Origin of the sequence: Haloprofundus marisrubri (genome assembly GCF_001469955.1) — an archaeon.
Taxonomy (GTDB): domain Archaea; phylum Halobacteriota; class Halobacteria; order Halobacteriales; family Haloferacaceae; genus Haloprofundus; species Haloprofundus marisrubri.
Map to the genome: position 1 here is coordinate 52292 of NZ_LOPU01000013.1, position 20797 is coordinate 73088.

At 63.7% G+C, this 20797-nt stretch carries 15 protein-coding genes; 7 read left to right on the forward strand and 8 right to left on the reverse strand.

The features are described from left to right. Positions 1 to 133 precede the first annotated feature (133 nt). A complete protein-coding gene (locus tag AUR64_RS02740; RefSeq protein ID WP_058580424.1) occupies positions 134 to 958 on the forward strand; it encodes a nucleoside phosphorylase in 825 nt (274 codons plus the stop codon). Between the two features lie 132 nt (positions 959 to 1090). After that, positions 1091 to 2257 (forward strand): NAD(P)/FAD-dependent oxidoreductase, encoded by a 1167-nt coding sequence (locus AUR64_RS02745; RefSeq protein ID WP_058580425.1) that lies wholly within the window; start codon positions 1091 to 1093, stop codon positions 2255 to 2257. Positions 2258 to 2425: 168 nt separating this feature from the next. Here the strand turns inward: AUR64_RS02745 and AUR64_RS02750 are convergent, their stop codons facing one another. Then, positions 2426 to 2959: an Rrf2 family transcriptional regulator gene (locus tag AUR64_RS02750; protein ID WP_058580426.1), complete on the reverse strand. Its 534-nt coding sequence runs from the start codon at positions 2957 to 2959 to the stop codon at positions 2426 to 2428. Positions 2960 to 3162: 203 nt separating this feature from the next. Here AUR64_RS02750 and AUR64_RS02755 point away from each other — a divergent pair, with 203 nt between their 5' ends. After that, a complete protein-coding gene (locus AUR64_RS02755) occupies positions 3163 to 4080 on the forward strand; it encodes an NAD-dependent epimerase/dehydratase family protein (RefSeq protein ID WP_058580427.1) in 918 nt (305 codons plus the stop codon). Between the two features lie 46 nt (positions 4081 to 4126). On the opposite strand, the gene AUR64_RS02760 is transcribed toward AUR64_RS02755, so the two are convergent. Continuing rightward, entirely contained in the window at positions 4127 to 5488 is a 1362-nt protein-coding gene (locus AUR64_RS02760; RefSeq protein ID WP_058580428.1) for a DUF389 domain-containing protein, read from the reverse strand. Positions 5489 to 5620: 132 nt separating this feature from the next. Between AUR64_RS02760 and rocF the strand changes: the two genes are divergently transcribed. Beyond that, complete coding sequence (gene rocF, locus AUR64_RS02765) at positions 5621 to 6529, forward strand: arginase (protein WP_058580465.1); 909 nt, start codon at positions 5621 to 5623, stop codon at positions 6527 to 6529. A gap of 85 nt (positions 6530 to 6614) precedes the next feature. Then, entirely contained in the window at positions 6615 to 8009 is a 1395-nt protein-coding gene (locus tag AUR64_RS19915) for a DUF389 domain-containing protein (protein ID WP_082230560.1), read from the forward strand. On the opposite strand, the gene gyrA is transcribed toward AUR64_RS19915, so the two are convergent. Both gyrA and gyrB read right to left on the reverse strand, forming a co-directional pair. Then, positions 7895 to 10414, reverse strand: coding sequence for a DNA gyrase subunit A (gyrA, locus tag AUR64_RS02770; RefSeq protein ID WP_058580429.1), 2520 nt, complete (start codon positions 10412 to 10414; stop codon positions 7895 to 7897). The genes AUR64_RS19915 and gyrA overlap by 115 nt on opposite strands. An 8-nt stretch (positions 10415 to 10422) precedes the next feature. Beyond that, positions 10423 to 12339 (reverse strand): DNA topoisomerase (ATP-hydrolyzing) subunit B, encoded by a 1917-nt coding sequence (gyrB, locus tag AUR64_RS02775; protein ID WP_058580430.1) that lies wholly within the window; start codon positions 12337 to 12339, stop codon positions 10423 to 10425. A 456-nt stretch (positions 12340 to 12795) separates the two neighbouring features. On the opposite strand from gyrB, the gene AUR64_RS02780 reads away from it, so the two are divergent. Together AUR64_RS02780 and AUR64_RS02785 are read left to right on the forward strand one after the other, a co-directional pair. Further along, on the forward strand, positions 12796 to 15216 hold the full coding sequence (locus AUR64_RS02780) for a DNA topoisomerase VI subunit B (RefSeq protein WP_058580431.1): 2421 nt from the start codon (positions 12796 to 12798) through the stop codon (positions 15214 to 15216). 1 nt (position 15217) lies between these two features. Then, on the forward strand, positions 15218 to 16318 hold the full coding sequence (locus AUR64_RS02785) for a DNA topoisomerase IV subunit A (protein ID WP_058580432.1): 1101 nt from the start codon (positions 15218 to 15220) through the stop codon (positions 16316 to 16318). Positions 16319 to 16323: 5 nt separating this feature from the next. On the opposite strand, the gene AUR64_RS02790 is transcribed toward AUR64_RS02785, so the two are convergent. From AUR64_RS02790 to ligA, 4 genes are all read right to left on the reverse strand, one after another. Next, positions 16324 to 17157, reverse strand: coding sequence for a zinc ribbon domain-containing protein (locus tag AUR64_RS02790; RefSeq protein WP_058580433.1), 834 nt, complete (start codon positions 17155 to 17157; stop codon positions 16324 to 16326). Positions 17158 to 17207: 50 nt separating this feature from the next. Then, the gene (locus tag AUR64_RS02795) at positions 17208 to 18047 is read right to left on the reverse strand and encodes an alpha/beta fold hydrolase (protein WP_058580434.1); all 840 of its coding nucleotides are present in this window, start codon (positions 18045 to 18047) and stop codon (positions 17208 to 17210) included. Positions 18048 to 18053: 6 nt separating this feature from the next. Continuing rightward, the gene (locus AUR64_RS02800; protein WP_058580435.1) at positions 18054 to 18755 is read right to left on the reverse strand and encodes an MBL fold metallo-hydrolase; all 702 of its coding nucleotides are present in this window, start codon (positions 18753 to 18755) and stop codon (positions 18054 to 18056) included. A 113-nt stretch (positions 18756 to 18868) separates the two neighbouring features. Next, positions 18869 to 20557, reverse strand: coding sequence for an ATP-dependent DNA ligase LigA (ligA, locus tag AUR64_RS02805; protein WP_058580466.1), 1689 nt, complete (start codon positions 20555 to 20557; stop codon positions 18869 to 18871). Positions 20558 to 20797 lie beyond the last annotated feature (240 nt).

The following is a 20797-nucleotide window of genomic DNA, read 5'->3' on the forward strand; positions in this document are numbered from 1 at the left end:
GTGTCGCCGACGCCGTTCCACGGGTGTCGGTGTACCGACGCGGGTTTTTTGACCGCAGAGCGGGTGTACTGTCGGGAAGACGACATCATTACACATCACCGGTTTATTTGTCGTACCGTCTCCGAGAGCGGGTATGACAGACACCGACGCCAGCGAGGACCCGAACGACGAGGTGCAGTACCACATCGAAGTCGCCGAAGGCGACGTCGCCGACGCCGTACTTCTTCCCGGCAACCCCGAGCGTGTGGACAAGATAACTGCGCTGTGGGACGACTACGACGAAGTCGCCTACCACCGCGAGTACCGGACGGCGACGGGCGCCTACGACGACGCACCAATCTCGGTCACGTCGACGGGTATCGGCAGTCCCTCCGCGGCCATCGCCATCGAGGAACTCGCGCGCGTCGGCGTCGACACGTTCATCCGCGTCGGTTCCTGCGGCGCGATTCAACCCGAGATGGACGTCGGCGACCTCGTCATCACCTCCGGCGCAGTTCGTCAGGAAGGAACCAGCGCCGAGTACGTCCGCGAGGACTACCCGGCCGTCGCCGACCACGAGGTCGTCTCGGCGCTCGTCGCCGCCGCCGAACGACTCGGCTACGACTACCACGTCGGCCTCACGATGAGCGCCGACAGTTTCTACGCCGGACAGGGTCGCCCCGGACTCGACGGGTTTCGTGCTGCTGGCAGCGAGTCGCTCGTCGAAGAACTGCAGGAAGCGAACGTGAAGAACATCGAGATGGAAGCCAGCGCACTCTTGACTATCGCCAACGTCTACGGCCTCCGCGCGGGCGCGGTCTGTTCGGTGTACGCCAACCGAATCACCGGCGAGTTCCGAACCGAAGGCGAGTCGCGGGCGGCGGAGACGGCCAGTCTCGCCGTGGCGCTTCTCGCACGCATGGACGAGGTCAAGCGCGAGGCAGGCGTCGACACTTGGCACGCCGGCCTCTCGCTGTAAGACCCTCACGCCTCCCCGGTTCGCTCCACCCGTCACGGAATCGGGACGCACCCCAAATTCGTGCGTTCTCGCGGCCGACGGGACCGTTCTCGTTCCAAAGCCCCTTTATCTCATGGCTTCGCAAATAGACGCATGACTCAGAAGGTCGTCGTTCTCGGTGCCGGGTACGCGGGCGCCGGCGCGGTGAAAGCGTTCGAAGACGAGATAGAAGACGGCGAAGCCGAACTCACGTGGATTTCGGACCGAGACTACCACCTCGTGCTTCACGAGGTCCACCGGGTCATCCGCGACCCGAGCGTCGAATCGAAAGTCGCCGTCCCCATCGACGACATCAAATCGCCCGACACGAACTTCGTGAAGGGTCACGTCGAGAACGTCGACGTCGACGAACGCGTCGTCGAACTCGACGACGACCGGACCGTCGACTACGACTACCTGCTCGTCGGCCTCGGAAGCGCCACCGCCTTCTACGGCATCGAGGGTCTCGAAGAGTTCTCGCTGACGCTCAAGAGCCTCGACGACGCCCGCGAGATTCACGAGGAAATCAAGGCAGCAGCGGAAGACGCCTCCCGCAGCGAACCCGCCCAAGTCATCGTCGGCGGTGCGGGCCTCTCCGGCATTCAGGCGGCCGGTGAAATCGCGGAGTTCCGCGACAAACACCGCGCGCCCATCGACATCAAACTCGTCGAGGGCCTCGACGAAGTGTTCCCCGGTAACGACCCCGAACTGCAGGGCGCGCTCCGCAAACGGCTCAACATCCAAGACATCGAAATCATGACCGGCGAGTTCATCTCGCAGGTCGACGAGGAGACCATCTACGTCGGCGACGAGACGGAACTCGACTACGACGTGTTCATCTGGACCGGCGGCATCACCGGTCAGAAGGAAGTCGCGGAAGCGAAAGTCGACAAAGACGAGCGCTCGAACCGCATTTTCGCCGGTTCGGACTTCTCGACGAGCGACGAACGCGTCTTCGCCATCGGCGACTCGGCGCTCATCGACCAGGGTAACGACAACATCGCCCCGCCGACCGCACAGGCGGCGTGGCAGGCGGCGGAAGTCGCCGGCGAGAACCTCGCGCGAACGGTTCGCGGCCAGCCACTGAAAACGTGGGCGCACAAGGACAAGGGGACGCTCGTCTCCGTCGGCGAGATGGCTGTCGCCCACGGCGTCCAAGGTGTGCCCGTCCAGACGTTCGGCGGTCCCGGTGCGAAGTTCCTCAAGAAAGCGGTTGCGACGCGCTGGATTGCCGACATCTCGTCGGCCAAGCGCGCCGTCACCGCCTGGGACGACATGTAGGCGGCGGCCGCCTCGTGCGGCCCACTGATTTTCGTTTTTTCTACCTCTCCGCTTTCGGCGTCACCACCCGACGAGCGACCGCACCGGTCGCTGCCGCTACTGTCGGCGTCGTCGCTCCGAGAGTAAGAGAAGAGAACCGCAGAAAACGAGAGAGTGTCCCCGACTCAGTTAGTGTTCAGGCTCCTCCGCGGGTGCGACCATGTCGTCGATGCGGAGGATGAGAATGTTGCTCGTGTCGTCTTTGCCGTCGACGGTGCCCTCGACGAGGAGTTTCGAGAGCGGCGTCGGACCGACGGTGACCTTCTCGCCCTCGTGGAAGTCGCGAACCGACCCCTGCAGGTGAATCTCCGCGCGGCAGAGTTCGGGGTGGTGGACGCTCGAGAGGTCGATTTCCTCGACGTTGGCGTTCTCGACGCGTTCGTCCTCGTGGAACAGCGGCACCGTCGCCGGTTCGTCCATCTCTTGGACGTCGAGCGCTTCGTAGGCGTTGGCCGTCGGCTTGTAGCCGCCTTTCGGGCCCGGCACGCCTTCGACTAACTGCAGCGCCTTCAGACTCTGCATCTGATTGCGGATGGTGCCCGGGTTGCGGTTTACCTCTGCGGCGATGTCCTCGCCTTTCACTGCGTCTTCGGCCTGACGGTAGAGGTTTATCAAGGCCGTGAGTATCTGTTTCTGACTCGGGGTGAGTTCGATAGACGACATAAACGAACGTTCGCAATTGATGTTCTTAAATTCGACGGATAGCCGGTTTTTCAGTGAAAATCATGGTGATGCTATCGGCTGCGTAACTGTCTCTTTCGAGAATGATTGTTCGTTGACGCGCTTTCACTGATTCGACCGGAAAACGTTCGCGTTCAAGTGAATGTAACCGGTAGGCCTTTACCGCCGCCTCTGGGCGTACACGTATGCAGAATCAGCGAGTTCTCGTTACCGGCGGGGCCGGATTTATCGGGTCGAACCTCGCAAACCACCTCGCCGTCGACAACGAGGTGGTGGCGGTCGACGACCTGTATCTCGGAACGCCCGAAAACCTCTCCGAAGACGTGGAGTTCGTCGAGGGGAGCGTTCTCGACGACGACCTTCCGACGGACGTCGACGTGCTGTTTCACCTCGCGGCGCTCTCGTCGTACACGATGCACGAGGAGAACCCCCGACGCGGCGCGCGCGTCAACGTCGAGGGGTTCGTCAACACCGTCGACCAGGCGAGACAGAACGGCTGTGACACCGTCGTCTACGCTTCGACATCGTCCATCTACGGGAATCGAACCGACCCCTCACCCGAGAGTATGAGCGTCGAAGCACGAACGGGGTACGAGGCGTCGAAACTCGCCCGCGAGCGCTACGCGGAGTACTTCCACAACCACTACGAGATGTCCTTGGCGGGGATGCGCTTCTTCTCGGTGTATCAAGGCTTCGGCGGTGCGGAGGAACACAAAGGCCAGTACGCCAACACCGTCGCGCAGTTCGCGCACAAAATCGCCAACGGCGAGCGACCCGAACTGTTCGGCGACGGCTCACAGACCCGCGACTTCACCCACGTCGACGACATCGTTCGGGGACTGGAGTTGGCCGCCGACCACCAACTGCAAGGAATCTACAACCTCGGCACCGGCGAGAGCTACGACTTCAACGAGATGGTGGCGATGATAAACCAAGTGCTGGGAACCGACGTCGAACCGAAGTACATCGAGAACCCACTCGACATCTACGTCCACGACACGAAAGCCGACGTCTCGAAGATGCACGAAGAGACCGGGTGGGAACCGTCAGTCGATTTCGAAGACGGCGTTCGTCGCGTCTGCGCGCCGTATCTCGACGACTGAGCCGTCTTTCGCTACTGACGTGTGTGCGTCTCCGCGCAGAAAATAGCTATGCGACCGCGACTCTCGGTGCGAGAAGCGACTGACCCGCCTGACCGGAGTGCTGGCCTTCGAGGAACTCGACGGAGACGGAGACCTCGCGGCCGGTCTCCTGTTGGACCTGTTCACGAATCGTCTCCGCGAGGTCCGGATACGACGCGTCGGCCGGCCGCATCACTACGACACTCACCTCCGGTGTCTGTCCGAGATAGCGAGACATCCCCACCTCAGTCCGCATCGAGGTGAGTTCGAGGTCACTGTACTGGTCGTCTTCCATCACCTGTTCGACGGCGGTGTTCGCGTCGTTGTCGAACGCGATTTGGTCGACGAGGAGTCCACCCGCACCGACGAAGATGCCGCCGAGAAGCACCAACGCAACCGCGGCCCCGAAGTACTGTGAGCGGTCGCTCGTCTCCGAGGTGGTCTCACCGTTGTTGACCTGACGGGTGTTCTCGGTCCAGGAGTCGGGGCGGTAGCCCAGATACCAGAGCACGAGAAACGCCGAGACGTTGACCGCCACCGCGTTGGTGATGAGAAGCACGCCCGCGCCGAGGTAGACGCTCGGCAGTCCCCACGCGAGGCCGATGCCGATGGCTGCCGCCGCGGGAATGAGCGCGGCGGCAATCATCACGCCGACCAACGAGACAGGCAGCGCCGTTGCGAGGCCGAACGCACCGGCGGCCCCCGCACAGAACCCGACGAGAAGCGAGAGCAACCCCGGCGAGATTCGCTTGCTAATCTGGCTCACTGTCGACACGTCGAGTACGGAGGTGACGATTTGCCCCGACTGCAGCAGCAACCCGAGGACGAACGCGCCGAGAATCGCCGCGCCGAAGCCGAAGAACTGCTGGGCGAACCCGATACGAATCATGCGTCGGTCGTTCAGCGAGATGCCGACACCCGAGATGAGCGCCGACCCCACTTGCGGGGCGATGACCATCGCGCCGACGACGACGGCCGGCGAGTCCATGAGCAGGCCCGCCGCCGCGACGAAGGCGCTGAACATCGTCATCGAGTAGTACGTCAGGTTGCTGCGGTGCATGTCGAGCGCCTTCGCGCGAATCTCCTCGCGCGCCACCGCGTCGTCCTCCTCGACGCCGGCGACGAACCGTTCTTCGAGTTGGTGGTAGTTTCGGGTTTTCGCCGTCTCTGCGCTGGCGATGACGGTGTACTCCCTGTCGTCGACGCCGGCCTCGCGGAGTTCGTCGATGACGTAGCCGACCGCCTGTGTCGGCAGCGGGAACTCGACGAGGACGGTGTCTCTGCGCTCGGTGGCGTCTTTCGTGACCACGAAGTCGATGTTCTCAGTCTCCAGAACGTCGACGACGTTCTCCTTGTTTGACTCGTCGACGAGGAGCTTGATAAGCCGCATCTACCCCACAAACACGCCTCGTAGTCTTGAGCGTGGCGGACAGTTGCATCCGACGAAATCTCAATTTCGACTCACCGTCACATCCGCGAAGTGAACCGCAACCACTACCCGTTCAGTCACGAACGTTCAGGTATGACTCGCACGGTCCGAATCATCGGAGCACCGACCGACTACGGCGCGAACCGACGCGGCGTCGACATGGGGCCGTCGGCGATTCGCTACGCCGGACTCGCCGAGCAACTGGAGAACGCGGGCGTCGTTCCCGAAGACGCCGGCGACCTGCCGGTTCCGCGGGCCGAAGAACGCGACCCCGAGGCCAACCAACCGACAGAAGGCCACGCGAAGTTCCTCCGCGAGACCGAGGAAGTCTCGACGCGACTCGCCGACGACGTGGCTGACGCGCTCGCAGACGACGTGACGCCGCTGGTGCTCGGCGGCGACCACTCCGTCGCCATCGGTTCGCTCGTCGGCTCCGCGCGCGACGCCGACATCGGCGCTATCTGGTTCGACGCTCACGGTGATTTGAACACGCCGACGACGACGCCCAGCGGCAACGTCCACGGGATGCCGCTGGCGGCGGGTCTCGGCATCGCCGACTTCGGCGGCGTCGAGTGGGCCAACGCCCCCGGACTGCGCCCCGAGAACGTCGCTCTCGTCGGCCTCCGCAGCCTCGACGACGCCGAACGCGAACTCATCCGCTCGACGGACCTCACTGCGTTCACCATGTCCGACATCGACGAACGCGGTATCACGGACGTCGTCGACGACGCCCTCGCCGTGGCCACCGACGGCACCGACGGCGTCCACGTCAGCCTCGATTTGGACTGGCTCGACCCCAAGGAGGCACCCGGTGTCGGGACGCCCGTCCGCGGCGGCGTCAGCTACCGCGAGGCGCACTCGGCGCTGGAGACGGTCGCGCACTCGGAGTCGCTGCGCTCGCTCGAGGTGGTCGAAGTCAATCCCATCCTCGACGAACACAACGAGACCGCCGAGTTGGCGACGGAACTGGCGGCGAGTGCGCTCGGCAAGACGATTCTGTAGGCCGCATTTCGTCCTCGGCGCGGCCGTGTCGCGCCCTGTGCGAACAAGCTTGCTGCTTTTTCGCTCGCTCGCGGTTGCATCGTCTGTGCGTATCGTTCACCTGTTCGTCTCCGCGGACGAACGAACCCGAGTCGGTGAGACGCTCTCTGACCTTGACGTCGACTACGCGGTGACGAGCGACGACGCCGACGGCCACCGCGCGCTGTTTCAGTTTCCGATACCCTCCGACGGCGTCGGCGACGTACTCGGCCGCCTCCACGAATCGGGCGTCCCCGAGGAGACGTACACGGTCGTCGGCGACGCGGAAGCGGCGTTGACCCCGAACGTCGACGAACTGCAGAACCGCTACGCGCAAGATTTCACGCCGCTTTCGTTCTTCTCGCTCCGCGCGAAGGCGCGGTCGCTCAGCCGCGACCAGTACTCGTTCGTCTGGATGATTTTCCTCAGCGCCGTTATCGCCACGGCGGGGTTGCTCATCGACTCGCCCGCCGTCGTCGTCGGGTCGATGGTCATCGCGCCGTTCGTCGGCCCCATCCTCACGACCGGCGTCGGGGCGGTGACCGACGACTGGCGGATGGCCGTCGACGGCCTCCGACTCCAACTGTTGGGACTCGCTGTCAGCGTCGGCGGGTCGGCGGTTACGGCTTTCTTTCTCAAGTCGCTCTCGCTCGTTCCCGCGACGCTCGCGCCGGCGAGTATCGAACTCGTGACACTCCGACTCGCGCCGAGCGCCATCGCCGTTCTCGTCGGACTAGCCGCCGGTGCCGCTGCGACGTTCGGTATCACGACCGAGGGACCGCTGTCGCTCATCGGCGTGATGATTGCTGCCGCGCTCATCCCCGCGGCGGGTGTCGTGGGTATCGGTATCGCTTGGTTTACCCCAGTTCTCGCTCTCGGGACGTTTCTGCTCCTCGTCGTGACGGTACTGGCTATCAACGTTGCCATGTTCGTCATGTTGTGGGTGCTCGACTACTGGCCGAACCCCGGCGGACTAAGACGGTATCTCTCCGGCGACCGGCGGCGGACGCTCGTGGTCACGCTGGCGGCGATTGCGCTCGTCGTCTCCGTCGGTGTCGTCACCGTCGCTACCGGCCAGCAGGTGGCGTACCAACGGACGGTGAACCAGCAGGTCGAAGAGGTGCTGGGTCAGGAGCAGTACAGTGACCTACAGGCGACGAGCGTCACCGTCCAGTACGGCTATCCGGCCGGACTGTTCACCGACCGGGAGACGGTGACCGTCACCATCTCGCGCACTGCAGACCGGTCGTACCCGTTGCTCCCGAGCGAGATACAGCGAGAAATTCGGGCGACGACGGGACAGAACCCGGTCGTCCGCGTGCGGTTCGTCGACTACGACCAGACGGGTTACTCGTCGGCTTCGACGGCGTCCGTTTCGTCCGTCTCCTCCGCTTCCTCCGCTTCCTCTACTTCGACGTCGCCGACGCTCGCGGCAGGAATCACGTCGACGGCGGCGACGTAGTCGCCGTCGTCGAGGTCCATCACGATGACGCCCATCGTGTTACGGCCGTACTTCGAGATGTCGTCGACGCGGGTGCGCATAATCTGGCCGTCCTCGCTCATCACGAGCAGGTGGTCGCCGGAGGCGACGGCGTCGATGGCACAGACGGTCCCGTTTCGGTCGTTGGTCTTGATGTCGATGAGACCTTTCCCGTTTCTCGACTGTTTGCGGTAGTCGTCGAGGTCACTGCGCTTGCCGTAGCCGTTCTGTGTCACCGTCAGCAACCAGTCGTGCTGGTCCAAGTCGACGGCGGCGACGCCGGCGACGACGTCGTCGTCGGTGAGGTTGATACCGCGGACGCCGCGGGCGCTGCGACCCATCGCGCGGACTTCGTCCTCGTCGAAGCGGATGCTCATCCCGCCCTCGGTGGCGATGACCAAATCCCGCTGGCCGTCGGTCACTTCCACGTCGGTGAGTTCGTCGCCGTCTTCGAGTCGGATGGCTCGAATGCCCGTCGAGAGGATGTTCGCAAAGTCGTCGACGGCGGTCCGCTTTGCGTACCCCTGTTTGGTGACCATCGTGAGGAACTCGTCGTCGTCCATCTCGTCGGTGTTGACGACGGCGGTTATCTCCTCTTGGTCGTCTAAGTCCAACAGGTTGACCGCGGATTTCCCGCGGGCAGTCCGGCCCATCTCCGGTATCTGGTAGGTTTTCAGTTGGTACACCTGCCCGTGGGTGGTGAAGACCAACAGATAGTCGTGGGTGTTGGCGAAGAACACCGAGGAGACGCGGTCGTCTTCCTTGAGGTCGGTGCCGATGATACCCTTGCCGCCGCGGCCCTGCGCGCGGAAGTCGGCGGCGGGCATCCGCTTGATGTAGTCGTCCTCGGTGACGACGACGACCATATCCTCCTGCGGGATGAGGTCTTCGCGGGTGACCGTCCCGGTGTCCTCTATGAAACTCGTCCGGCGCTCGTCGCCGTACTCGTCTTTTACCTCCCTGAGTTCGTCTTTGATGACGCCGAGCAGTTCGGACTCGTTGTCGAGAATCTCGTTGAGACGCTCGATGGTCGCCTGCACGTCCTCGTACTCGTCTTCGATGGCTTCGGCCTCCATCGAGGTCAACGAACCGAGTTGCATCGAGACGATGTGGTCGACCTGTGCCGACGAGAAGTCGTACGCTTCCATCAGCGCCTCCTTCGCGTCGTCTCGGCTCTCGGAGTCACGGATGAGGTCGACTACGTCGTCGACGTTTTCGAGTGCGGTGAGTCGACCTTCGAGGATGTGCGCGCGGTCCTCGGCTTCTTCGAGGTCGTACTCGCTGCGACGACGCACGACTTCGCGGCGGTGGCTGACGTACTCCGCCAGCGTCTCCTTGAGGCTGAGAACGCGCGGTTCGCCGTCGACGAGTGCGAGGTTGATGACGCCGAACGTCGATTCGAGGTGGTGTTCGAGCAGTTGGTTCTTGACGACTTCGGGAATGGCGTCGCGCTTGAGTTCGACGACGACACGGATGCCGTCGCGGTCAGACTCGTCGCGCAGGTCGCGGACGCCCTCGATTTTGCCTTCGTTGACGTTGTCGGCGATACGCTCGACGAGTCGCGCCTTGTTCTCCTGAAACGGTAGTTCCGTGATGACGATGCGCTCGTCGTCTTCGACTTCGTACTCCGCGCGGACGCGGATGCGACCGCGACCCGTCTTGTACGCTTGGTGGACGGCGTTGCGCCCGACGATGTTCGCACCTGTCGGGAAGTCCGGCCCCTTGACGAACTGCATGAGGTCTTCGACCGTACAGTCGGGGTTGTCGATGAGGTGAATCGTCGCGTCGATGACTTCGCCGAGGTTGTGCGGCGGGATGTTCGTCGACATCCCGACGGCAATCCCGGAGGAACCGTTGACGAGCAGGTTGGGGAACGACGCGGGGAGCACGTCGGGTTCCTCAAGCCGGTCGTCGTAGTTCGCGCGGTAGTCGACGGTGTCTTTCTCGATGTCCGAGAGCAGTTCCTCGGCGATAGACGACATGCGCGCCTCCGTGTACCGCATCGCCGCCGGCGGGTCGCCGTCGACGGAACCGAAGTTCCCCTGACCGTCGACCAGCGGATAGCGCATGGAGAAATCCTGCGCCATGCGGGCGAGGGTGTCGTAGATGGCGGAGTCGCCGTGCGGGTGGTAGTCACCCATCGTCTCGCCGACGATGGAGGAACTCTTTCGGTGCGAGGAGCGCGCGGTGACGCCCGCCTCGTGCATCGCGTAGAGGATGCGTCGGTGGACGGGTTTGAGGCCGTCGCGGACGTCCGGGAGGGCGCGGCCCGCGATGACCGACATCGCGTAGTCGATGTACGACTGCTCCATCTCGTCTTCGATACGTGCGGTTTGGATGCGCGCGGCCTCTGCGTTCGCGTCCGGGTCCGGAAGTTCTGAACTCATATATTAGATTAGATGTCCACCCACTCGGCGTCGGTGGCGTGTTCTTTGATGAACTGTTTTCGCGGTTCGACGGCGTCGCCCATCAGCACGCTGAACATGCGGTCGGCTTGGGCGGCGTCCTCGATGGTTATCTGCTTGAGGATGCGGTTGTCGGGGTCCATCGTGGTCTCCCACAACTGCTCGGGGTTCATCTCGCCGAGACCCTTGAACCGCTGGATGCGCGTCGGGTTGCCGTTGCATTTCTCCTCGATGATGCGTTCTCGCTCCGCTTCCGTCATCGCGTCGTACGTCTCGCCGCGGTAGCGGACGCGGTACAGCGGCGGTTGCGCCGCGTAGACGTAGCCCGCTTCCAGAAGCGGCTTCATGTGGCGATACAGCAGGGTCAACAACAGGGTCCGGATGTGTGCGCCGTCGACGTCGGCGTCGGTCATCAGGATGATTTTGTGATAGCGAGCGTTCTCGATGTCGAACTCCTCGCCGATACCCGCGCCGATGGCCGTGATGAGCGCGCGGACCTCGTTGTTCTCCAGAATCCGGTCGAGACGGTGTTTCTCGACGTTGAGAATCTTCCCGCGCAGCGGGAGAATCGCCTGATTGTGCCGGTCGCGGCCCTGTTTGGCGCTGCCGCCTGCGGAGTCACCCTCGACGATGAACAGTTCCGACTCCGCTGGCTCGCGGGTCTGACAGTCGGCGAGTTTGCCGGGCAGTGCCGTCGACTCCAGTGCGCTCTTCCGGCGCGTCAGTTCTTCGGCCTTTTTCGCGGCTTTCCGGGCTTTGGCGGCCTCGGCAGCCTTCCGAATAATCGTCTGTGCGGTCGTCGGGTTCTCCTCGAAATACGTCGAGAGGTGTTTGTGCGTCGCACTCTCGACGATACCGCGGACTTCGGAGTTGCCGAGTTTGGTCTTCGTCTGTCCCTCGAACTGCGGGTCGGGGTGTTTGACCGAGATAACGGCGGTGAGTCCTTCGCGGACGTCCTCGCCGCGGAGGTTGTCGTCGAGGTCGTCGATGAGTCCCTCCTGATTCGCGTAGTCGTTGACGACGCGCGTCAGCGCCGTCTTGAACCCGGTGAGGTGGGTACCACCTTCGCGGGTGTTGATGTTGTTGGCGAAGGCGTGGACCGACCCTTGGAGTTCGTCGGTCGCCTGCATGGCGATTTCGACTTGGATGTTCTGGTCCTCGTCGGCGAAGTAGACGACGTCGTCGTGGAGGGCGGTTTTCGTCTCGTTGAGGTACTCGACGAACTCGCGGATGCCGCCGTCGTAGTAGAACGTCTCCGAATCCTCCGAGCGCTCGTCGGTGAGCGTGATTTCGACACCGGAGTTGAGGAAGGCGAGTTCACGAAGACGGGTGGCGAGCGTCGAGAAGTTAAACTCGGTCGTCTCGAAGATGTCCGAGTCCGGCCAGAACTGAATCGTCGTCCCGGTCTTCTCGTCGGATTCGAGGTCGCGGACGCGTTCGAACTTCTCGGGTTCGGGTTCGCCGTGGTCGAAGCGGTGGCGGAAGACGCCGCCGTCGCGCTTGATTTCGACTTCCAGCCAGTGCGAGAGCGCGTTGACGACGGAGACGCCGACGCCGTGCAGTCCACCGGAAACTTGGTAGGACTTGTTGTCGAACTTCCCGCCGGCGTGGAGGACGGTCATGATGACTTCGACTGCCGGCCGTTCGTACTGTTCGTGCGTGTCGACGGGGATTCCCCGACCGTTGTCGGAGACAGACACCGAGCCATCGTCGTGAATCGTCACCTCGATAGCATCACAGTAGCCCGCGAGGGCTTCGTCGATGGAGTTGTCGACGACTTCGTAGACGAGATGATGCAGTCCACGAACGTCTGTAGAACCGATGTACATCGCCGGACGTTTCCGGACGGCTTGCAGGCCCTCGAGGACCTGAATCTGCCCGGCGCCGTACTCGCTGTCTTGGGACATAGAATCTACCTCAGCTAAGATACCGCCCTCCTTAAAGCCCTCGCACGCGCGGGCGCGCGGACACAGAATAAACCACAGAGGCCGCGCCTCGCGACGGTCCGGTCCAGCGTTCGGGGCCGACAGGCGACCGCTCGACGTCGCCCGAAACCAACGGCGTTGGGTCGATTCTGGTGAGAGACGACGAATAGCTTCCGGCCGTCCAGCGTCCCGTTCCGACTGACGTGTCGGACTCGGGTTTGCCTCCTCTCTACAGGACTCCGAAAGGGTGTTTGACCATCGAACCCCTGGGGGAGGACCGCGGAGGACGGGACTCTTCGATTATCGGAGTACTCAGGAAAAAGAGATAGTTTAGGAAAGCAATCGTTCGGTATGTGAACGTGCCTCGTATGGCGGTTTTCACTTTCACCCTGGTCCCGAACAGGTTTTAACCGTCCCGTTGATAACTGGATTCACAGAATGACCTCGTTTCAGTCGACACTCGGCGAGGAGGAGGGAATCGCCGACGAGCTGGCGCAGAACCAGCGGTCGATTTCCATCGCCGAGTTCTTCGAGAAGAACAAACATATGCTCGGCTTCGACAGCGGGGCCAGAGGGCTGGTCACCGCCGTCAAGGAGGCCGTCGACAACGCCCTCGACGCCACCGAAGAAGCCGAAATCGCCCCCGACATCTACGTCGAAATCGCCGAGGCCGGCGACTACTATCGCCTCGTCGTCGAAGACAACGGACCGGGTATCACCAAAGAGCAGGTCCCGAAGGTGTTCGGGAAACTCCTCTACGGTTCTCGCTTTCACGCCCGCGAGCAGTCGCGCGGTCAGCAGGGTATCGGTATCTCCGCCGCCGTTCTCTACTCGCAACTGACCAGCGGTAAGCCCGCGAAAATCACCTCCAGAACGCAGGGCAGCGCCGAGGCACAGTACTTCGAACTCGTCGTCGACACCGACAAGAACGACCCCGAGATTCGCAAGTCGAAGGAGACGTCGTGGGACCGCCCGCACGGCACGCGCATCGAACTGGAGATGGAGGCGAACATGCGCGCCCGACAGCAACTTCACGACTACATCAAGCACACGGCGGTCGTCAACCCCCACGCCCGCTTCGAGTTGCGCGAACCGGGACTCGACGAACCCCTCAAGTTCGAGCGCGCAACCGACCAGTTGCCCGCCAAAACCGAGGAGATTCGCCCGCACCCCCACGGCGTCGAACTCGGGACGTTGCTCAAGATGCTCGGCGCGACGGACTCGTACTCTATCTCGGGGTTCCTCCAAGAGGAGTTCACCCGCGTCGGCCAGAAGACGGCGACGAAGGTGTTGAACAACTTCCGCGACAACCACTTCGGCCGTGAGATGTCGTGGCCCGCCGTCGCCGACGCCGACGAACTCGAAGCGACCATCGCCGACGCCGTCTCCGGGAAAGGCCCGGAGGCGACGACCCAGTTCGCGTCCGGCGTCGCCGACGTGCTGACTTCCCGCGAGCGAACCAGCCACTACGAACTCGTCGACATCGTTGCGAACGTCGCCGAAGGAGTACAGGAAGAGACGGGGAAAACGTTCGGCAAGACGGTTCGAGAGAACGCCGTCGAAGCCGCGTGGGCCGAACTGACCCACCACGAGGAGACCGACGAGGGAACCGAGTCGGCGCTGGTGTCGACGATACACGCCGCCGTCGACGAGGCGACGAGTACCCAGAAAGACGACGCGACGGTCCACGGCCTCGCCGAACGCCTCGCCCGCAAGTTCGCCGCACTCGAAGACGACAGACACCGCCTCTCGCGGAAAGCCCTCCGAGCGCTCGTCGACGACGCCGCCGACGCCACCGTCGAGTACGACGACGCGGCGTTCGGTGAGACGGCCCGCGAGAACGTCACCGACGTGCTCTGGGGGGCGATGCGGACGGTCCCCGACGACGCGCCGCCGGTGCGCGAAGTCGCCGACGACCGAGACGCCGCGAGCGACCTGCTCGAAGCGATGCGCGTCACCGACATCCTCGCGCCACCGACGGAGTGTCTCTCACCCATCACCGCCGAACTCGTCGAAGCGGGTCTCCGAAAGGAGTACGACGCCGACTTCTACGCGGCGGCGACCCGCGACGCCGAAGTCCACGGCGGCGACCCGTTCATCGTCGAAGCCGGCATCGCTTACGGCGGCGAACTCGCCGCCGAAGGGAGCGTCGACTTGCTTCGCTTCGCCAACCGCGTTCCACTGGTGTACCAGCGCGGCGCGTGTGCGACGACGGACGTGGTCAAAGGTATCGGCTGGCGTAACTACGGACTGGACCAACCCGGCGGCAGCGGGATGCCGAACGGCCCCGCGGTCATCATGGTCCACGTCGCCTCGACGAACGTTCCGTTCACGAGCGAGTCGAAGGACGCGCTGGCGAACATCCCGGCCATCGAAGACGAGATAGAACTCGCCATCCGCGAGGCGGCCCGCGAACTGAAATCGTATCTGAAAAAGCGCCGTTCGATGCAGCAGCGCCGCGAGAAACAGAACGTCCTCGGACAGATTCTCCCCGAGATGGCCGACAAAGTGTCGGAAGTCACCGGGAGAGACCGGCCGAACATCGACGGCGCGATGGCCCGCATCATGAACAACGTGAGCGTCGAACGCCGCGTCGAAGACGGCGAGGTGACGCTCAGCATCCGCAACTACTCGGACCGAAGCGAGCAGTTGGACATCACCGACATCGTCTCGGTCGAACCGGAGGGCCTCAACGGTGAGGCCAACGTTGTCGACTTGGACGGCGAGTGGTTCGTCCAGTGGAAACCTTCGGTTCCTTCGGGCGAGTCGGCGACGCTCTCGTATACGGTCGGCGCGGACGCAACGTTCGACATCGACGTCGACGGTGTCGAAAAAGAGCGACTGACGGTGAACGCGTAATATGAGTTCAGACACGGAACTACAAGACGAGAAAGCCCGCGAGCGTCTCATCGACCTCGCGGCGGAGTTTTACGACCAGTTCGCCGGCGGGCAGATTCCGGAGATGGAACTGCCTACCCGGACGAAAAGCAACATCGAGTACGACGAGGACAGCCACGTCTGGGTGTACGGCGACCGAACCAGCACCCGCAGTGCAAACAGCGTCCGCGGCGCGCGGAAACTGCTCAAGGCCATCTACACCATCGATTTCCTCGCCCAGCAGTTAGACGAGGGCCGCTCGTCGACGCTGCGTGAGTTGTACTACCTCTCGGAGTCGTGGGACTCGAAGGAAGCGGGGTTCAACGACCAAGACGAGTCAAACCAGTTGGTCGAAGACCTCGAAATCGTCTCGGAAGTCACCCGCGAGGACTTCCACATGCGCCCCGAAGAGTCGGGAGCGACGCTGATGGGACCGCTTCGCATCCGCGAGCAGACGCGACGAGGCGAACGCGAGATTCACTGTCAGGAGGACGTCGGCGAAGGTGGCTACCAGATTCCGAACAACCCCGACACCATCGAGTTCTTGGACCACGACATCGAGTTCGTCCTCTGCGTGGAGACCGGTGGGATGCGTGACCGACTCGTCGAGAACGGCTTCGACGAGGACCACGGCGCGATGGTCGTCCACCTGAAAGGCCAACCCGCCCGCGCGACCCGCCGTATCACCAAGCGTCTCCACGACGAACTCGATTTGCCGGTCGTCGTCTTCACTGACGGCGACCCGTGGTCGTACCGCATCTACGGCTCCGTGGCGTACGGCTCCATCAAATCCGCACACCTCTCGGAGTATCTGGCGACACCCGAAGCGAAGTTCGTAGGCATTCAACCGCAGGACATCGTCGACTACGACCTGCCGACGGACCCGCTGTCGGATTCGGACATCAACGCGCTCGAAAGCGAGTTGGAGGACCCGCGGTTCCAGACGGAGTACTGGACCGAGCAGATAAATCTCCAACTCGACATCGGCAAGAAGGCAGAGCAGCAGGCGCTCGCGTCTCGCGGTCTGGACTTCGTCACCGACACGTACCTCCCCGAGCGACTCGGCGAGATGGGCATTCTGTAGACGGGTTAGGCGAGTTCGCGGACGACTTGTCTGTCTTTGGCCGCCGACGTGTCGATATCTTCCTCGACGACACAGTGGTGACAGTAGCTGTTCGACCCCTGTTCGTGGGTTCTCAGCGGGACCCCAGCGAGGTACGTTTTATCGGCGAACGAGCGGGTCACACCGCCGCGGGCGCGTTTGCCGCAGACGACGCAGCGCTCGTCGTCGGCGGCGGATTCGGTGTCGACGTGGCGTTCGCGGCCGAACGTCGTCAGCGACTGCTCCCTGTTCAGTCGGTCCTGTATCGGTGGGAACACGAACACACCGGCGGCGAGAAGCAACAGCCCAAAGAAGAGGCTGCTGACGGTGCCACTGGACATCGCCATGACGCCCATCAGTACGAGGAGGATACCGACGGCGACGCCGCCCGCGGTTGCGAGGTCGACGCCGAACGTCGAGCGACTGCTCGACCGGCCGTCGACCCACCGTTCGGTGCCGTCGGCGCGGAGTTCCGCACGCGATGCGCCCGGTGAGTAGCGATACCACGCGTACGCGAGGTTGGCGAGGCCGGCGGTAAAGCCGGTGACGATGAATATCAGAACGTGCGCCGGTATCGACCCGAAGCCGCGCTTGATGACGACGACTCGGTCGCCGTAGTCTTGCTCTATCTCCCAGCCGTGGACGGTGTACTCGCGGACGCGCTGTCGGAACGGTGACAGCGTCGCGCCCGCGCTTGCGCCCGAAGCCGACTCGCTGGAGGACGAGACGGACGTGCCGCACTGCGAACAGAACGACGCCCCTGAGGTGAGACTCGCGCCGCAGTCCGCACAGAAGTTCGGCGTCGACGATTCGAGGACCATACTCGAAATCGACGCTCGTCCGACAAGTAACTTACGTGAGATGACCCGGCTCAGTCGAGTCGCGCCATCGCCTCGGTCTGTCCGCGGAGAAATCGTCTGACCGTCGCGTCGACGGTCGCTTGCCGCTCTTCGAACGCGCCGTGACCGACACCGCCGAGCAACGCGAGTCGACCCTCCGGGATTCCCGCAACCGTCTCACGGAGTATCTCCTCGGTGAAGAAGTGGTCGTGTGCGCCGCCGACGACGAGCGTCGGCGCGTCGATGTTGCCGAGTCGCCGCCGCGAATCGTGGTCCAGACAGGCGCGACAGGAGACTCCCACGTCCGACCCGACGAGCGGGTCCGGCACGAACCGGCCACCGACCAGTTGAAGCAGCGGCGGGTACAGCGTCGAGCGGTAGCCGCTGTACGTCACCGCGACGCTGTCGAGGAGGATTTCGCGCCACTCGTCGCGTTCGGCCCACGACGACCATCGGCCGAGTGTTTCGGCCCCCTCCTGTCCGACGTAGCACCCGCTGACACCGAGAACGAGACGGCGAGTCAACTGGGGGTAGTCCGCGGCGAACTGCTGGGCGACGAGGCCGCCCATCGAGAGACCGAGCACGGACGCGGAGCCGATATCGGCGACCACCTCGGCGTAGTCGGCGGCCATGTCGCGTGTCGTGTGGCCGGCGGGCATCCCACGGGGACGACTGACGACCCAGACGGTGTACTCGTCGGTGTAGCGCCGGTAGTAGTAGTTTGCGAGCAACTCGGCGACCACGCGGGACGGCTCTCGACCCGACAGTGGGTCACTCAGTCCCGGAAAGACGACCAGTCGCCGCGGACCGGTTCCGACCCGATGGTAGGGGTGCCGGCCGTCGAGGTACCCGTAGTCGATGCGGTTGCCCACGGGTGTTCACCGTTCGTCCAGTACGACCGGAACGCCGCGTGAGGCGACGTCGGCGGCGAACGCCCGGGAGTCCGTCTCCAACTCCTCGAACGTGTCGTAGTGGATGGGCAAGACGAGGTCGGGGTCGAGCGTCTCCGCGAGGTCCGCGGCCTCCTGTCGGTCCATCGTGAACGCGCCGCCGATAGGTGGCAGAAACAGCGACACCTCCAGCTGTTCGTGGCCCTCCAGCACGTCGGAGTCACCCGGCCAGAACACCGTCTTGCCACCGACCGCGAGCAAGTAGCCCACGCCGAACCCCTCCGGGTGATAGGGTTCGCCGTCGTCTCGAGTGTGGGGACCACCGGGTTCGTTGTACGCCGGCAGCGTCCATACGTCCGCGCCGTCGACCGAGAAGCGGTCCTCTTGGGCGAGCGTCACGACGTCGTACTCCAGTTGGTCCAGCGGCGTCACGTCGCGGTCGGTGTCGCCGGCCTCGATGCCGCCGTAGGCGACGACCGTCGCGTCGTCTTTGGCGACGCGTTCGATTGCCTCGGAGTCGTAGTGGTGGATGTGTGTGACGCAGACCAAATCGCCGTCTTTCGCGTCGTAGTCGTCCAAGACCCCATAACGACCGGGGTCGAGGTAGACGACGAACCCGTCGGGCGTCTCGATTCTGACCGTCGCGTAGCCGAACCAATCCACGGTGAGACCGTCGTGTCGAACCGTCATACCGTGTGAGTCGAAGCGCGCCGGGATAAATCACGCACGTCTTCGCAGTCGCTGTGAGTCCGTGATACACTCTTGCCGCCCGTCAGCACGCCGCAGTAGCGGCTTCGTTCGCGTTACTGGCGCTCGGCGAGTCGTTCGACTCGTGAGAGCGTGTCGGCGCTCTCGGGCGCTTTGTCCTCGCGGACCGAGAGAAACCGCGGGAACCGGAGCGCGTACCCCGACGAGTACGTCGGCGAGCGCTGAATCTCCTCGTAGCCGACCTCGAACACCGTCGACGGCCGAATTTCTACCTCACGACCCTCTTGGGCGACGATTTCGGGTTCGAGCCGCTCGGTCAGTGTAGCGAGTTCTTCGTCTGTGATACCCGTCGCCACCTTCCCGAGCGTCTCGAACGTCCCGTTCTCGTCGCGCGCCGAGAGCAGAAACGTCCCCAAGAACTGCGCGCGCCGGCCCTCGCCCCACTCCGCACCCGTGACGACGAGGTCCAACGTCTCCACGTCGGGTTTCCGTTTCAGCCAGTGCTTGCCGCGGTTGCCCGGCGAGTACGTCGAGTCGGGGTCTTTCAGCATGATGCCTTCGTGACCCGCCTCCAGCGCGTCGGCCTCGAAGACGGCTATCTCGTCGGGGTCGGCCGAACGAAGCAGCGTCGAGACGGCCGCCTCGTCGTCGACGACGGCGGAGAGTCGGTCGTGTCGTGTCGCCAGTGGCTCTTCGAGCAGGTCGTCACCGTCGGCGTGCAGACAGTCGAAGGCGTGCAGACGGAGCGTCACCTCCTCGCGCATCCGTGCCACGTCGTGTTTTCGCCGGAACCTACGCAGCACTTCCTGAAACGGAAGCGGGTCGCCCGCGTCGTCGACGGCGACGACTTCGCCGTCGAGAATCGCGGGTACGTCGACCGACTCCGCCACGAAATCGACGATTTCGGGCAGTGCGTCGGTCACGTCCTCCATGTTGCGCGAGTAGACGGAGATGTCCGTCGACTGCGAGGCCGGCTCGGCGTCGCCGTCGACTTTTCGGTGAATCTGGACCCGTGCGCCGTCGTACTTCGTCTCGACGGCCGCGTCGTCCCACTCGTCAAGGGCGTCGGTCACGGTGCCCGCTTGTGCGAGCATCGCCTGCACAGGTCGGCCGACTTCGAGACCGGTTGCATCGAGGCCTCCAACCCCTTCGTCGCGGGCGATTCCGGCCACCCGTCCGTAGTCGTTCGACACCTGCAACGCGCGTTCGACGTTCTCGGTGGGAACCTCGAACGCCTCCGCAATGGCGTCACGGACTGCGCCCTCACCGACGCCGATGCGCATCTCCGAGAGGACGATTCGGGCGAGATAACGCGCTTCTTCGGGCGAACACCGATTGAACAGACCGAACAGCGTGTCGACTTTGCGGTCTTGGCTTCCCGACCCCGCCGCCGCCGCGAGCGACCGGAGCGTCTCGTCGACCTCGGCGACGGTCAACTCGGTCGTCTCTCCGGACCCGAACGCGGCCAGTCCCTGCTGGCCGCCGAACTCGTAACTGGCGGCGACGGTTCCGATTTCCCCCGTTTCGGCCAGTTTTCTCTCCACGTCGTCGGCGGTCACGTTCGGGCCAGCAGCGCGAGAAATCGCGTCGTAGCAGAGACGCGGGCCGACATCGAGCGTCGCCGACTGCCACGCCGGAAACACGCGTCCCTGCACGAATCGCGCGACGACCGGTAGGTCGGGTCCGGCCATCTGAAACATCTCCGCCAACAGCGCGACGATTTCGAGGTCTGCCGCTTCCGCCTCGATGCTCGCTGCTCGGTCGGTGAACGCCGCGAACTCCATCGCACGGCCGTACTCACGTTCTCGGTTTAACTGTCCCGTCTCGGTGTCAAGACCCTCGGTTCGGTGCCGCTGGAGGACGTAGCCGACGTAACGACTCCGTCGAAACTTTCGGGTGGCACAGCGAAAGTGCGCACTGAACGCACCGCACCAACTCGTCGTGGCTTCGGTCCCGTTCGTACACGAACGGAGCATCTCCTACTTAAAAGCCATTGAGCCGCAGGTTGTAGCTATATCACTAAG